The following is a 13,007-nucleotide window of genomic DNA, read 5'->3' as shown; positions in this document are numbered from 1 at the left end:
CCTCTAAGCCTTAAGCGGTTATATCATTTTTGCATACAGGCGCTCTGTATCTTCTTTTCGGCACAGTTCTGTGCCGGGTGTCATGACAGCTGCAGTGCCGGCTGCCAATCCGTAGAGCACTGCCTGGCGCAGTGGCTTGCCTTCGGAAAGTGCCAGGACGATGCCTGCAACCATGCTGTCACCGGCTCCCACCTTGCTGCTGATGGGCACTGTGGGAGGGACCAGGTGCTCCACTGCATCTTCCGAGATAAACAGGGCGCCAGCTGCACCTAGGGATATGACAATGACCTCGCATTTACCTTCATTTATTATCTTCCTTGCCTTCTCCACGATCTCCGGCTCCTCCATGACATCCCTGCCTGCGAGATGACTGAACTCGCGTATGTTGGGTTTGATGAGATAGACACCCTCATCCAGGGCCAGTTTCAGGGCCTCGCCGGCTGCATCCACGACAACCCTCGCTCCGATGCCCTTTCCGGCGCGTGCCACCCGGGCATAGAAATCAGAAGATACTCCGAGTGGCAGGCTCCCGCTGGCAACCAGGTAATCAGGGGCTGGTGTGGCATTGGCCAGCTCCCTCAGGCACATCTCACACTCCTCTTCGGTGAGCTGCGGGCCCGGCATGCCGAAGCGGTACTGCTGGCCTGTAGACTCCTCCAGGACAATGAGGTTCTCCCTGGTCATTCCCTCTATGCTCAGGGGTCTCTGTTCCACTCCTTCCTCCTTCAGGAGGCTCTGGAGCATCTGGCCAGCCATGCCGCCTGAAGGGTAAACGAGCAATGACTCTCCCCCCAGTTTCCTGATGGCCCTGGACACATTGACGCCCCCTCCTCCAGGTTCATAACTGGCGGGCCTGCAGTAGAGCTTATGCTCCGGGATCACGTGCTCTGTGGCTGTACTCTTGTCGATGGCAGGATTCATTGTAAGGGTGATTATCTTTCTCATAGCCGTATCTCCTTTGTCGCTGCGGACCACAGTCTTTATCACGGATCCAAGCGGAATATTATACGGGAGTTTAGTGGTCTTTCGTGTGCAGGGCCGGATAATAAAAGCGCATTAGTGGAATATGTCGTACTGAACTAAATAGTTTTATGGTGCGGTATATATCCCGCTCCTGCCTGATGCACCAGATTTAATATACGGTATAGTTTATACAAATCTTACAGATACGGTCCGGAGGTACAGGCATGATGTGCAGGTTCTACCATGAGTGTGATTATGCAAGCAGCGTGGCTTTTACTTGCAGGGAGGGAGGAGGGAACTACTGTGGGAAATACAGGCTTCTGGTCATGGGGAGCACAGGGTCCGGTACTGTTCTGCAGGAGTATGAACTGGCTTCCGGGGAAAAAGAGATCCTGATATGATCCCATCCTGAAAACCATCAGCAACGTTCAGGAGGAACCTTCAGATGGATCACAGGCAAGGCCGATGCATGATCTCAGGACCTGGGCATCATCTTGACAGCATGCCAGGTCGTACCCGGGCCAGCAGGTTCCCCGGTCTTGTATGGTCATGGCGGGAATTCATTCAAAACAGTTGCCGGGCGATATAATTCCCGTGCCTGGTCTGCTTTTGTATATCTCTTGACACAGATTGAAGTAGTAGGAAAACATAGATATACTTATGGCCACGGAAAAGGAAAACAGGATAGCATTGAAACAAAAACAGCTGTACGAGCATCGACTGAAGAGCATCTGCCTTGTGTCTTCCCTGTCCTCTGAAGAGATAATGGACCAGTACCTGCCAGCAGACAGGAATTCACAATGGTACAATGATAACTGCATTGGGAACAATGAGATCCCCAGGAGCACTGTAAAAGGCAACCTGGGAGGCACACCGTTCTTTACCAGCAATGGAAAGATCATGAGGTCCGAATCGTCAGTACAGGGATCGCTTAAGCTTACTTATAAGAAATGATCTCAGATGAGCTGCAAAACCCGCTCATCGTATAGAAGATAAAAGGGTCCTGCAGGGCCGTTAGTTGTCCGGCAGCTTACTTTACGTCCTCTACATTTGCAAGAAAACCTTCGCCCCTTGGTGTCAGTTGATACATTACAGGCTCGGTATCCTTAGACTTTTCAATGTATAATGCATTTTCCAGCATGTCCAGGTGGAACTTTGCCTCTGACCTGCTGAGACCGAGCTGGGCGCCTATCCCCTCCATATCAAGTGAATTGCCGCTCAGCGCTTTGAGGATCTTACGGCGTGTGGGGTTCTGCAGGGTTCTGAGGCCGATCGCATGATCCTCGGTAGGGTTTGCCTTTAATTTTCCCTCTTCCTTTAGCTTGTTCATCCACTCATGTTTTTTCTTAGCAGGATCTTCTCCGGTCATCTTATCACCTTTATCCGGTCAATATAGCTTTACCAGGGTTACAGTTGAAAATATAGTGACTGATAATTGACTGATACTTATTTATCACTATTGTCCGGTTTCACGGCGCGGAGCCTGTTCCCTTTGCGTCCAGCCCGGCAACATCCACGGACCCGGATATTCCCGCGATCAACAGGGGAACCTGCATGCTTACAGTTCACAAATGGGTATGACCATAAATGCAGGTTCCCTTTCTCGCTCATCAGGGCTATGGCCTCATTGACCGGCATATCGTGCTTTCCTTTTGCAATAGAGGATACTTTGCTCATCATTGACCGTTTATCCCCCGATTAAGAAACCGCTGTGCTGTCCCGTTGTATGCATCGTCCCAGCCTACAGGGGTCGCCTATCGTTTGCAAGCCGGCCCTCATCGCAGTAACGGAAACTGCTGTTCACCGGATCGAAACAGGCCTGGCCGTAGTGGAAGGCCACCGGGATGCCACCGTAATTGGTGAGCATCCATTTGTGGGATTTATCGGAGCGTTGAATCCCGGAAGTATGGAGATGTCCCGGACGTGCCTGGCTGTGACAGGACCATTGGGTGAAGTGCCGCAGGAGGGATCATACGTTTCGTCCGTTTCAAGTACCGGGCCGCTCCGTCCTGTCATCTAGGCAGCTGCGGGCAGGCCGGATCCTTCCTGATCGGATGATACAAGCATGTTCTTTACATTATTCCCGGGGAGGTCCCATGTCTCCGATCTGCTGTAAAGGAGGTATGGTCCAAGGGAGGAGGGGGTCGAATGTGCCCAGCAGCTGACTGCGGAGCCCCGGTCCCGCACCGCTGCCACACTTCCTCCCGGCACCGGCTAAATGCAGGGTTGAGGGGCGCTATTGTAATCCGGGGCTCGTTGCCGCTTTCCGCACAGCTGGCTGATGCGAGCAAAAGCTGAAGAGTATGGGCAGTATAAGACAACACCAGACTACCGGATATCCTGATATTGATGTCTTTCCATCTTAGCTTCCCTCAACAATAGATTAGATCGTAAATTATTGTATTAATTTCAATATTTATTTGTCCGGAGAACGCAGAGGGGTAGCTATATCATGAGGTAAGCGAACTAGTCTTGCCGGGAGGCAATGAACAGCATCAAATGCTTTTTTGACCTTTCGTAATGATAATATGCCGGAAGCCTTAATGGAGGATCATCAATGGATATTGAAAAAATAAATCATCTGGGAGAGGAGCTGACAGGGATCCTGAAACTGGGAACATCTCCGGTTGCAGTGACCTTTATCCGGGAGGATGAGGATGTGCCTGCCGGCATACCGCAGCTTGAGGGCGCGTTGCGGCACTGTGCAATGGTGGACCGTGCCAGGAAAGAGAAAGGGGCTTTCTATGCACTTGCGGAGAACCAGGAGTGCGGCATAGGTGCCTCATCTCTCGGGATGGGCAGCCGGTGCAGGGAGATCTCATCGGGTGATTTCTACTATTCCTTTGGCTGCTTCAGCACCCTTGAGGCTGCTAAAAGGGCCATCGACGAGATGCCGCTGATGCCGGAGGGCTCCGTGAAGGCCGTGGTTTTCTCTGCACTTGAGAGAGCGGTCCTTGTTCCGGATGTTGTGGTGATCGTGGCTGCGCCGGATAAGATCATGAAGCTCTCGCAGGCTGTGCTTCACAGGGACGGCGGAAGGGTCCATGCAAGTTTTGCTGCCCTGCAGAGCCTGTGCGTGGAAAGCGTGGCCCAGCCGTATCTGCAGGAGAGAGTGAACGTGAGCCTTGGATGTTCGGGAAGCCGTGTCTTTGGCGGCCTGGCCAGGGAGGAAATGGCCATGGGTATTCCCTTCGGGATATTGGAGGACGTGGTTGGATCTGTCAGGCTGATGTTCAGGCTGTAGGCCGTCTTGCCGCCACCCCACAGGGTGATCTGCATCATCTTATTGCTTTTTTGCCGAAGCATGCATTTCGCTCTTAAAAGGGAAAGGGGCGGTACAGGCTTCAGGCCGGCCGCTGCAGTGGATCATGCAATCGGCATTGGAGGGCCGTGCCGCATTCGCCTTGATCGGTACACTGGCCTTTGATGCACGGGCTGATGGAAAAAGAGGAAAGGGAGTACTCTCCCTTAATTGATGATATAGGTGACGTAAACGGACATAGCGACCTTTGACTCTCCCGGCTCTACGGGGGTGGCTCCGGCTGCCGTATCCTTTGCTGCCTCAGCCCTGTCATAGTATACTATCGGCTGTGTGCCGTCACTAATGGATGAGCTCTGTACTCCGGCGATGCTGACACCCAGGCTCCTGGCAAGTGCTGCGGCCTTGGATGATGCGTCGGCAACAGCTTCATCTATGAGTTCCTCGCGCAGTTCTTTCTGCTTTTCCTCGGAAACCGTGAAATAGACTCCTCCTATCTGGTTTGCACCTGCAGCTGCGGACTTGTCAATGATGCTGCTCAGCATAGCGAGCTTTGTGGTGGTCACCTGCACGTTGTTCGAAGCTGAGTACCCTTCAATGCTGGCCTTCCCTTCATAGTAGTTGTATATGGGATACACGGAAACGTATGATGTCTGTATCTCCCTGTCCTCCAGGCCAAGAGCCTTGAGCTCGCCGACTATAGTGCTCATGATGGCTGCGTTCTTTGCGGCTGCTTCGCTGGAGTTCTGGGCCTGGACCACAACACCGATGCTCAGCTGTGCAGTATCGGGTGTGACCATCCTTTCTGAGTTCCCGGTCATCTGTATCGTGCTTACTGAATCCTTTGTATATGCTGCCTGTGAATTGGCATAGGCCGTTGTCGCCAGCAGCACCACGACTATCGTCAGTGCGATGATGATATAATACGGCATATTACTGTTATTTTCCTGCGGCAATTTTTCATCTCCTGTTAATGGATGCCTTATACAGTGAATAACGACCTGCACACATTAAATAATTGTCTAAACTTCAATCCGGTTCGCAGTTATCGATGTGACAAATGCGGCCCGGGGCCATTATAATACCTTCAATGTCAGGATACGATGCATCTCCCCGGCTGCCTGCGCAAGGGCAGGACCTTCCGGCTGGCACGGGAGCAGGGCCTTTCTAATGGCAAGGCATATATTCTCCTTAAGAATATACAACATGTTCTTATTGACCTGACGCTTTTGATGAGTACGGAAAGAAAAAGCATACTGTCAATGGGTCTGACTGCCAAAGCGGGTTCTAAAAACATGAGCGCTCCAAAAATATCCGGGTACCTGAAATCTGATGCAGGGATCATACTGGTGCCTGTATGCCTCATCATGCTGGCAGAACTCCTCCTGCTTGCAGGCAGGGAGTATATTTCCATCTGGATGCATGTGGGCATTGTTATGCTCTTGGCATTTGCCACAACCTTTGTTCACAAAAGGGAACTCACAATGGTCTTCCAGGCCCTGATGCTCCTGTCTCTCCTGCGGCTTGTCAACATATCAATGCCTGTGTTCTTTGAGAAGACCCTCTACATATTCGTGTTCACCTATGCTCCGCTGTTAATCCCGATCATCATTGTCCTGAGAGCGCAGGACTTCAGGTTCTCGTGGAGGATCAGCGAGGAAATGAAGAGGAACCGGATACTCTATTCCCTTATCGCTGTCATTGCGGCAGTTGCAATTGCAGAAGGGGAGTACGCTATCATTGAGGCAGGGTACCTCATACCGGACCTTTCATTCAGCAGCCTGCTGCAGTTATCCATAGTCATGATATTCTTTGTGGGGCTGGTGGAAGAGATCATATTCAGATACATCCTGCAGACAAGGCTGGAGCAGGTGCTTGGCACCTGGCCCGCGCTCCTGACAGCAAGCATTCTTTTTGGTGTCATGCACTCCGGCTATGGCACCATATATGAGGTCCTGATGACCGGCATTGCGGGCCTTGTGATCGGTTACCTCTACGTCAGGACCAGGAGCCTGTACCTGATAACCCTGATACATGGCCTCACGAACGTGTTCCTGTTCGGCATCATTCCCCACCTGGGGCCCGGCCTGGGCCTCTTATAAGGGAATGGGACAAGAAATAGGCTGAGCGGCAGTGTGGGACGGAAAATACTCATTCATGTAAAAGATGTAAGGAATCCCGGGCCAGTGATCGGTCCCTGTCCGGAAAACAGCTTCAGGGGAATTTCTGCCCTGATCAGTAGATGATCTCTGCGACCTTGAATACGACAATCGCTGTAAAAGCAAGAAGTAGCGGGCCAATGCCCATATTTAGGGAATGGTTCAGGTCAATGCTCCATTTTTCAGACGCGGAAAGTATTTCCTTTACTGAGAGCAATGCGATCAGGGCTATCACTGCCAGTACACCATACTCAGGTAATCCCGTACCCGTGGTCATTGAGATTGCCCCGGCTGCAGAGGATACTGCGCTCGTTGAGGTTATCGTACTTGTTAGCATCTTTTTGTCCCACTTATCTATCTTTATTACAGTTATCCTAACATATCATACTACTTAAAGTTATTTAATTTGATCTCATTTTAAAGAATCTAAAATATACTAGTAACAATATCCTGATTTTTCATCCCGGGATGCCATGCATCCATGTGACAGCGGGCCGTGCCGCCTGCGGCGTGGAGGATGTTCCCGGCCCGGTTCCCGGACGTGACGGCCTTCCCTGATGATCGTGGCAGAACACCTGTGCAGAAGGTCAGCAAGGCTGTTTCTTACAGGTTTATATCACATAAGAGGCAACAATCGCCTATGGCACGTTTACAGAAGTTGCTCATGCAGATAGCAGTCATAGCGGTACTGACACTTGCATATACGTCTCCCGCCCTGGCGCAGGATGAGATGGAATGCCCTCCGACCATCGAGGGGCTCAAGGAATGTATAGATCATCACTACTCTCAGGGTGACATCTCCGGCCAGGGAACCTACAACAGCCTCATGGCCAAGGCAGATGCAGCCCAGGCCGCAGCGGATCGCGGACAGACGGACACTGCAGGCAATATCCTCAATGCATTCATCAACCAGGTGAACGCACAGAACTCCAATAAGATCACACCGGAAGTTGCCGCCCATATAACACATCACGCGCAGATGACGATTGAGGAACTCTAAAGGCCGTACAGGCCCTTTGTTCCTTCCTGTTCTCTTTTTATTCTCCCCGGTCCTTTTCTCTGCCAGCGCCGGATATCTGCATATGCTGGTCCGCAGTGCATCACTTTATTTAATTCAGTTCTCATAATAATTCTCTGCAAATAAAAATTTAAGCCCGCGCTTGTGAAAAATCTGGGTAATTTAGAAAGTTTTATATGCTTTCAGGGTTCTTTGCACATTAGTAAAATCCCTGAGAATGTTATGCACATTGCCTGCAAAACCAATAATGCGGTCCTGAATAACGGTGCACGACAGCAGGGTAGAATAATCACGGTGGTACAAAAATGACGGTAGTTGCTGCAATCCCTGCATTCAATGAGGAGATAGCCATAGGGAGCGTTATAGTGCGGGCCAGGCAGCACGTCGATGAGGTTCTGGTGATAGACGACGGCAGCGCGGACAGCACTGCCCAGGTGGCAGAACTCATGGGCGCCACCGTCCTGCGCCACTCCCAGAACGCCGGGAAAGGCATGGCGCTTCGCACCGCCTTCGAGTGGGCCATCGACAAGCAGGTGGACATCCTCGTGACCCTGGACGCCGACGGCCAGCACAACCCCGACGAGATCCCCCGCATCATCGAACCCATCCTCTGGAAGAAGGCCGACATCGTCAACGGCGCAAGATTCCTCAAAGGCCACAGCGTCAAGGTCCCCAGGTACAGGCGCATGGGACAGGAAATATTAACGCACGCCACCAACATGACAGCCGATGTCAAGTTAAACGACTCCCAGAGCGGTTTCCGGGCCTTCTCCAAAGACACCTTCCCAGCCTTCCGTTTCAACAACGCCGGCATGGGCGTGGAGTCCGAGATGGTGGCCGATGCGAGTGCTGCCGGCTTCAAGATAACAGAAGTGCCGATAACCTGCAGGTATGATGTAGAGGGGTCAACGTTCAATCCTGTGAAGCACGGGATGAACGTGCTGGGATCCATTGTCAATCAGTTCCAGAGGAAGCATCCGCTATTGTATTTCGGGGTGCCTGGATTTCTATTGTTTTTATTTGGACTGGTTCTTGCTTTCAGGACTCTGTTCATCTTTCAGGCCACCGGCAAGTTTGCAATTGGAACCTCTTTAATAGCAATGACATCTGCAATGGTAGGGATCTTTGGGATGTTCAGTGGATTGATATTGAATTCAGTGGCTTCCCACATCAGGGATTTAAAGTCACAACTCTAACTGTACTTAAAAACGAAGGGTGTATCAAGTGAAAATATTGCGTGTTGCAGCAGACCTGTATCCTAATGTAGTTGGTGGTGTCGGATTGCACGCACATGAAATGTCACGTATGCAGGCTGCACTGGGGCATGATGTAACAGTTTACACTTGTGCGGACCATAATGGAAGAGTTTCATCTGAATCCGGGTACAACTCCTGTACCTTTAAACCATTGATTAAACTTCTTGGAAACTCCATAACCCCTGACATGCTCTTTGAATTATGGAACAACAGACGCAGCTTCGATATAATTCATGCTCATTCTCATCTTTTCTTCTCAACTAACCTCTGTGCACTCGTTAATGAGTTAGGTTCTTCTCCACTTGTGGTTACAAACCACGGCTTAAACTCACAGACTGCTCCTAAGTGGTTCCAGGACTTCTACAATTTAACGGGTACAAGATTCACATACTCGGCAGCAGACCGGATTATCTGCTACACAGACACCGAGAAAAGAGAACTTGTGGGTATGGGAATAAAAGCTAACAAGATCTCTGTGATCCATAATGGGATAAATACAGATCATTTTGTTCCCGCTGATTCGCCCTGCTACGATAAAAGAAGACTTCTATGGATTGGCAGGTATGCAAAGGGGAAAGGTGTTGATTACCTTATAGATGCCTTCCACATCCTGAGGTCAAGGTTTCCGGGAATCCATCTGACTATGGTTGGAAGAGGACCGGATAAAGACAGGATAGCATCAAAAATAGATCAACTGGGTCTGGATCAGGATGTAGCCCTGAAGGATTTCATTCCGAATTCAGAGATCGTAAGTTTATACCAGAGTTCATCAGTGTTCGTCCTTCCCAGTCTGGAAGAAGGAGTTCCGCGCACTATCCTTGAAGCAATGGCCTGCGGTATCCCTGTAGTATGCACCCGTCTTCCCCAGCTGGTCGATATAGTTGATGGCAGTGGGATACTTGTTTCCTTAAGAGATGTTGACTCCCTGGTGCAAGGTATTTCTGAGATTCTATCCGATGCCAGCATTGCGAGAACCTTAGGGGAAAACGGAAGGGAGAATGTTGTGGAGAACTATTCCTGGACTGATACGGTAAAGAAAACAATACAACTGTACGAAGAGTTGATCTAATTGCCTAAAATAGTTGTTACAGGTGGGGCTGGTTTCATCGGATCACATATTGCAGAGAGTCTTGCAAAGGATGGTCATGAAATCGTTATTGTGGATAACCTTGATCCTTATTATTCTGTTGACATCAAGCAGAAGAATATCGATATAGTTCTTGCAAGCGGCGATGCCAGTTTCATCAACGCAGATGTCACAGACCTGAATGCAATGAAAGAGATCATTGACAGCACTGTGGATTATGTCTATCACGAAGCGGCCCAGGCCGGAGTAAGGATCTCAGTTGAAGATCCATTCAAACCCAACAATGTAAATGTGGTTGGAACTCTCAATGTCCTTAAAGCTTCACTGGAAGCAGATGTCAAAAAAGTTATCAACGCTTCATCTTCCTCTGTTTATGGTAAAGTAAAATATCTACCCTTCGATGAAAAGCATCCAACAGAACCAGTATCTCCATACGGTGTCAGCAAACTGGCTGCTGAGCATTACTGTCGTGTCTTCTATGAAGTATATGGCCTGCCAACAACTTCTCTGCGCTATTTCACAGTCTACGGCCCAAGAATGAGGCCTGATCTGGCGATATCCATCTTTACAAAGAAGATGCTTGCGAACGAACCTATAACTGTATTCGGGGATGGGGAACAGACAAGGGATTTTACTTATATTGATGATGTTGTTGAGGCGAATAGAAGACTACTCAACAATAAGTCCACCGATAATATAATTATGAATATTGGAAGCGGTAAACGGATAAGCATTAATGATCTAATTAATGCTTTAAAACAAATAACAAGCTCATGCTCTGAAGTTATTTTTACTAGTGAGCAGAAGGGTGATGCTGAAGCTACCCTTTCAGATGTGACATTAGCTGCTGGAATAATCGATTTTACCCCCGCCATACCCCTTAAAGAAGGGTTGCAGAAGTTTGTAAATTGGTTTATTTTTGATTAACGATGTGTGGTAATGTGAAATTATTAGTATGTACTACTGAATATCATCCATTTGGATCAGGAATTGCTAACGTTGCATTCAATGTAGTAGAGCAGCTTAAAAAAATGGGTGTAGAGTGTATAATTTGTTCACCTACTGGTCCTGATATTGAAATCAAATCATTAAAAGGATATGGACGTCTGGGTTTACTCTATTTTTGGTTTAAAGTGAAGAAATATTTTAAAAATAAAGTTTATGAATATGATGCTGTTTGGTTACATTATCCATTATTCCTTGGCAGTATTCCCTTCAAAAATTGTGTAATTACTGTACATTCTACTGCTTATGGTTTCATGAATGAAAATATTTCTCCAACATATTATTATAAACTTTGTTATGCCTTGGAGAAATACTGTTTAAATCGGTTTAAACAATCCATTTTTACTGGTGTTAGTTCTAAAACATGTAGTGAATTAGAAATTATATTATCTCACAATAAACCTGTTAAACACATTTTGAATGGAGTTGACACGGCAGTATTCAAGCCACTAAACTTTAAGGAGCAGATTAAAGAGAAATTCGGTCTTCCCATAAATTCAAAAGTAATCCTTTCTGTAGGAAGGTTGGTTGATCATAAGAGGCCATTCTTAATGATTGATACATTTAATCAAGTACAACAAACAATTTCTGAAAAGTATACATTAGCAATTGCAGGGAAAGGAAAATTGTATGACTCATTAATAAACTATGTAGCAGTTAACACTATACCTAATGTTATATTTCTTGGTTTTGTTCAAGATACAGAATTGCCTTCTTTATATTCATGTTCTGATTTTTTCATAATTACTTCCAGTTATGAAGGTGGTGAGCCCACTTTAACTGTTGCCGAAGCACTCTCTTCAGGATTGCCTTGCATTGTATCTGATATTCCAAACCTCAAATTTATAGAAGAAATAAAAGCAGGCCTAGTTGTTGATTTTGATAATATTGAAACTGCAGAAGATATAATTACATCATTTATTTCAAATGACTGCGTCTCTTATGCAAACAATGCAAGAGCCTATGCAAAAAGCATTTTAGATTGGAAAGTTGTAAGTGAAAGGTATTTACAGGTTATTGAATCTATGGTGTATTCTGATGAACAAAAATAAAGATTTGATCATTGGCTTAATTAGCTCTCCCATAGCTATACCCAATAAAAAACAATTGTTCAATTTAACAAAAATACTATCAGATATTTCAAGTCATATATATTTTATTACGGGAAATGCAGGGAGTGATCTTTTACAAGATAACAAAAACGCAGATACTTATTCAATAACTTATAATAAGGTTGACAATAAATTGGCAAAGATATTAGGATACATATTTTTACAAATAAAAATCTCATTCATATTCCTTAAAATAGCAAAGAAAGCCAATACATGGATTTTTTTCCATGGGTCGGGAACTTTATTATTCCCTGTGTTTACTGCAAAAATATTAGGTAAGAAGATAATTCTAATGCTGCCTGGTTCTTCAAAAGCTCTCAAATACTCAAATGATCCTTTTTATCCAGTAGTAAAGATATTGGAATCAATAAATTTAAAATTATCAACAAATATAATTGTTTACTCTAGCAATTTAATAAGTGAATGGGGCTTAAGCGCATATAGAAAAAAAATATTAATTGCGCATGAACACTTCCTTGATTTTGATACTTTTACTATTACTCGTAAATATTCCGACAGAATTGACATTGTTGGTTATGTTGGTCGGTTAAGTGAAGAAAAAGGGATTTTAAATCTAATGCAAGCAATTCCAGATCTCATATTGTGGAATAAAAAGATACGGATATTAATCGTGGGAGATGGAAAGTTAAAAAATGAAATAAAATCTTATTTGGATGAACATCAACTAAATGAATATGTCAATTTAATTGGATGGGTACATTACAACGATCTTCCTAATTACTTAAATCTAATGAAATTACTTGTTTTACCGTCATATTCTGAAGGTCTTCCAAATGTTGTTCTCGAAGCAATGGCATGTGGTACGCCAGTATTAACTACTCCTATAGGAGCAACACTTGATATTGTTAAGCACAATAGTACAGGGTTCATAATGGAAGAAAACTCCTCAAAATGTATAGCCGAAAATATAATAAATGCATTTAATTATCCAAACATTGAACAAATAATAAAAAATGCAAGTAATTTTGTCGAAAATGAGTTTTCGTATGAAAATTCAGTCAACGTGTTTGAGAAAACCCTCAATTCTATTCATGAAAGTCAAAAATCCAATATAAAATTCTAAATTGATTGGACGGAGCAACGATGTGGGAAAGAAAGAATGTAAATTTAATGCTGAGTATAATTTT

General features: G+C 46.3%; 18 protein-coding genes. 11 read left to right on the top strand and 7 right to left on the bottom strand.

Features of this window, described 5'->3' with window-relative positions; translation table 11 throughout:
* Window positions 1–18 precede the first annotated feature (18 nt).
* Complete coding sequence (locus PV02_RS10170; protein WP_256623301.1) at window positions 19–945, bottom strand: 1-phosphofructokinase family hexose kinase; 927 nt, start codon at window positions 943–945, stop codon at window positions 19–21.
* Window positions 946–1,187: 242 nt separating this feature from the next.
* Here PV02_RS10170 and PV02_RS10165 point away from each other — a divergent pair, with 242 nt between their 5' ends.
* A complete protein-coding gene (locus PV02_RS10165) occupies window positions 1,188–1,364 on the top strand; it encodes a hypothetical protein (protein WP_256623300.1) in 177 nt (58 codons plus the stop codon).
* A 259-nt stretch (window positions 1,365–1,623) separates the two neighbouring features.
* A complete protein-coding gene (locus tag PV02_RS10160; protein WP_256623299.1) occupies window positions 1,624–1,917 on the top strand; it encodes a hypothetical protein in 294 nt (97 codons plus the stop codon).
* A gap of 76 nt (window positions 1,918–1,993) precedes the next feature.
* On the opposite strand, the gene PV02_RS10155 is transcribed toward PV02_RS10160, so the two are convergent.
* Window positions 1,994–2,332: a winged helix-turn-helix domain-containing protein gene (locus tag PV02_RS10155; protein ID WP_256623298.1), complete on the bottom strand. Its 339-nt coding sequence runs from the start codon at window positions 2,330–2,332 to the stop codon at window positions 1,994–1,996.
* 77 nt (window positions 2,333–2,409) lie between these two features.
* Complete coding sequence (locus PV02_RS10150; RefSeq protein WP_256623297.1) at window positions 2,410–2,643, bottom strand: hypothetical protein; 234 nt, start codon at window positions 2,641–2,643, stop codon at window positions 2,410–2,412.
* Between the two features lie 46 nt (window positions 2,644–2,689).
* On the opposite strand from PV02_RS10150, the gene PV02_RS10145 reads away from it, so the two are divergent.
* Complete coding sequence (locus PV02_RS10145; protein WP_256623296.1) at window positions 2,690–2,983, top strand: hypothetical protein; 294 nt, start codon at window positions 2,690–2,692, stop codon at window positions 2,981–2,983.
* Here the strand turns inward: PV02_RS10145 and PV02_RS10140 are convergent.
* The gene (locus PV02_RS10140; RefSeq protein WP_256623295.1) at window positions 2,980–3,159 is read right to left on the bottom strand and encodes a hypothetical protein; all 180 of its coding nucleotides are present in this window, start codon (window positions 3,157–3,159) and stop codon (window positions 2,980–2,982) included. The genes PV02_RS10145 and PV02_RS10140 overlap by 4 nt on opposite strands.
* A 361-nt stretch (window positions 3,160–3,520) precedes the next feature.
* Here PV02_RS10140 and PV02_RS10135 point away from each other — a divergent pair, with 361 nt between their 5' ends.
* Window positions 3,521–4,207 (top strand): DUF169 domain-containing protein, encoded by a 687-nt coding sequence (locus PV02_RS10135; protein WP_256623294.1) that lies wholly within the window; start codon window positions 3,521–3,523, stop codon window positions 4,205–4,207.
* Window positions 4,208–4,431: 224 nt separating this feature from the next.
* Here the strand turns inward: PV02_RS10135 and PV02_RS10130 are convergent, their stop codons facing one another.
* Entirely contained in the window at window positions 4,432–5,154 is a 723-nt protein-coding gene (locus PV02_RS10130) for an SIMPL domain-containing protein (protein ID WP_342765638.1), read from the bottom strand.
* Between the two features lie 171 nt (window positions 5,155–5,325).
* Here PV02_RS10130 and PV02_RS10125 point away from each other — a divergent pair, with 171 nt between their 5' ends.
* A complete protein-coding gene (locus PV02_RS10125; RefSeq protein WP_256623292.1) occupies window positions 5,326–6,324 on the top strand; it encodes a CPBP family intramembrane glutamic endopeptidase in 999 nt (332 codons plus the stop codon).
* 133 nt (window positions 6,325–6,457) lie between these two features.
* Here the strand turns inward: PV02_RS10125 and PV02_RS10120 are convergent, their stop codons facing one another.
* Window positions 6,458–6,718, bottom strand: coding sequence for a hypothetical protein (locus PV02_RS10120; protein WP_256623291.1), 261 nt, complete (start codon window positions 6,716–6,718; stop codon window positions 6,458–6,460).
* A 303-nt stretch (window positions 6,719–7,021) separates the two neighbouring features.
* Between PV02_RS10120 and PV02_RS10115 the strand changes: the two genes are divergently transcribed.
* Entirely contained in the window at window positions 7,022–7,381 is a 360-nt protein-coding gene (locus tag PV02_RS10115) for an FIMAH domain-containing protein (RefSeq protein ID WP_256623290.1), read from the top strand.
* On the opposite strand, the gene PV02_RS10110 is transcribed toward PV02_RS10115, so the two are convergent.
* Complete coding sequence (locus PV02_RS10110; RefSeq protein ID WP_256623289.1) at window positions 7,378–7,506, bottom strand: hypothetical protein; 129 nt, start codon at window positions 7,504–7,506, stop codon at window positions 7,378–7,380. The two genes, PV02_RS10115 and PV02_RS10110, sit on opposite strands and share 4 nt — an antisense overlap.
* A gap of 198 nt (window positions 7,507–7,704) precedes the next feature.
* Between PV02_RS10110 and PV02_RS10105 the strand changes: the two genes are divergently transcribed.
* From PV02_RS10105 to PV02_RS10085, 5 genes are read left to right on the top strand one after another with little or no spacing between them, the layout of a single operon-like run.
* A complete protein-coding gene (locus PV02_RS10105) occupies window positions 7,705–8,595 on the top strand; it encodes a glycosyltransferase family 2 protein (protein WP_256623288.1) in 891 nt (296 codons plus the stop codon).
* A gap of 28 nt (window positions 8,596–8,623) precedes the next feature.
* Window positions 8,624–9,724, top strand: a complete 1,101-nt coding sequence (locus tag PV02_RS10100) for a glycosyltransferase family 4 protein (RefSeq protein WP_256623287.1) — start codon at window positions 8,624–8,626, stop codon at window positions 9,722–9,724.
* Window positions 9,725–10,669: an SDR family NAD(P)-dependent oxidoreductase gene (locus PV02_RS10095; protein ID WP_256623286.1), complete on the top strand. Its 945-nt coding sequence runs from the start codon at window positions 9,725–9,727 to the stop codon at window positions 10,667–10,669. It abuts the gene before it with no gap.
* A 14-nt stretch (window positions 10,670–10,683) separates the two neighbouring features.
* Entirely contained in the window at window positions 10,684–11,799 is a 1,116-nt protein-coding gene (locus PV02_RS10090; protein ID WP_256623285.1) for a glycosyltransferase family 4 protein, read from the top strand.
* The gene (locus PV02_RS10085; RefSeq protein ID WP_256623284.1) at window positions 11,786–12,943 is read left to right on the top strand and encodes a glycosyltransferase family 4 protein; all 1,158 of its coding nucleotides are present in this window, start codon (window positions 11,786–11,788) and stop codon (window positions 12,941–12,943) included. Before PV02_RS10090 ends, PV02_RS10085 begins: the two co-directional genes overlap by 14 nt.
* Window positions 12,944–13,007 lie beyond the last annotated feature (64 nt).

Origin of the sequence: Methanolobus chelungpuianus, assembly GCF_024500045.1 — an archaeon.
Classification (GTDB): domain Archaea; phylum Halobacteriota; class Methanosarcinia; order Methanosarcinales; family Methanosarcinaceae; genus Methanolobus; species Methanolobus chelungpuianus.
Note: the sequence above shows the minus strand (reverse complement) of the source record. Positions and strands in the feature narration are given on the sequence as shown.

Bases quoted from the DNA above. Each gene is read 5' to 3' on its own strand.
- PV02_RS10170 (WP_256623301.1), bottom strand. From the start codon at position 945: ATGAGAAAGATAATCACCCTTACAATGAATCCTGCCATCGACAAGAGT.
- PV02_RS10165 (WP_256623300.1), top strand. From the start codon at position 1,188: ATGATGTGCAGGTTCTACCATGAGTGTGATTATGCAAGCAGCGTGGCT.
- PV02_RS10160 (WP_256623299.1), top strand. From the start codon at position 1,624: ATGGCCACGGAAAAGGAAAACAGGATAGCATTGAAACAAAAACAGCTG.
- PV02_RS10155 (WP_256623298.1), bottom strand. From the start codon at position 2,332: ATGACCGGAGAAGATCCTGCTAAGAAAAAACATGAGTGGATGAACAAG.
- PV02_RS10150 (WP_256623297.1), bottom strand. From the start codon at position 2,643: ATGATGAGCAAAGTATCCTCTATTGCAAAAGGAAAGCACGATATGCCG.
- PV02_RS10145 (WP_256623296.1), top strand. From the start codon at position 2,690: ATGCATCGTCCCAGCCTACAGGGGTCGCCTATCGTTTGCAAGCCGGCC.
- PV02_RS10135 (WP_256623294.1), top strand. From the start codon at position 3,521: ATGGATATTGAAAAAATAAATCATCTGGGAGAGGAGCTGACAGGGATC.
- PV02_RS10130 (WP_342765638.1), bottom strand. From the start codon at position 5,154: ATGCCGTATTATATCATCATCGCACTGACGATAGTCGTGGTGCTGCTG.
- PV02_RS10125 (WP_256623292.1), top strand. From the start codon at position 5,326: ATGCATCTCCCCGGCTGCCTGCGCAAGGGCAGGACCTTCCGGCTGGCA.
- PV02_RS10120 (WP_256623291.1), bottom strand. From the start codon at position 6,718: ATGCTAACAAGTACGATAACCTCAACGAGCGCAGTATCCTCTGCAGCC.
- PV02_RS10115 (WP_256623290.1), top strand. From the start codon at position 7,022: ATGGCACGTTTACAGAAGTTGCTCATGCAGATAGCAGTCATAGCGGTA.
- PV02_RS10110 (WP_256623289.1), bottom strand. From the start codon at position 7,506: ATGAGAACTGAATTAAATAAAGTGATGCACTGCGGACCAGCATATGCA.
- PV02_RS10105 (WP_256623288.1), top strand. From the start codon at position 7,705: ATGACGGTAGTTGCTGCAATCCCTGCATTCAATGAGGAGATAGCCATA.
- PV02_RS10085 (WP_256623284.1), top strand. From the start codon at position 11,786: ATGAACAAAAATAAAGATTTGATCATTGGCTTAATTAGCTCTCCCATA.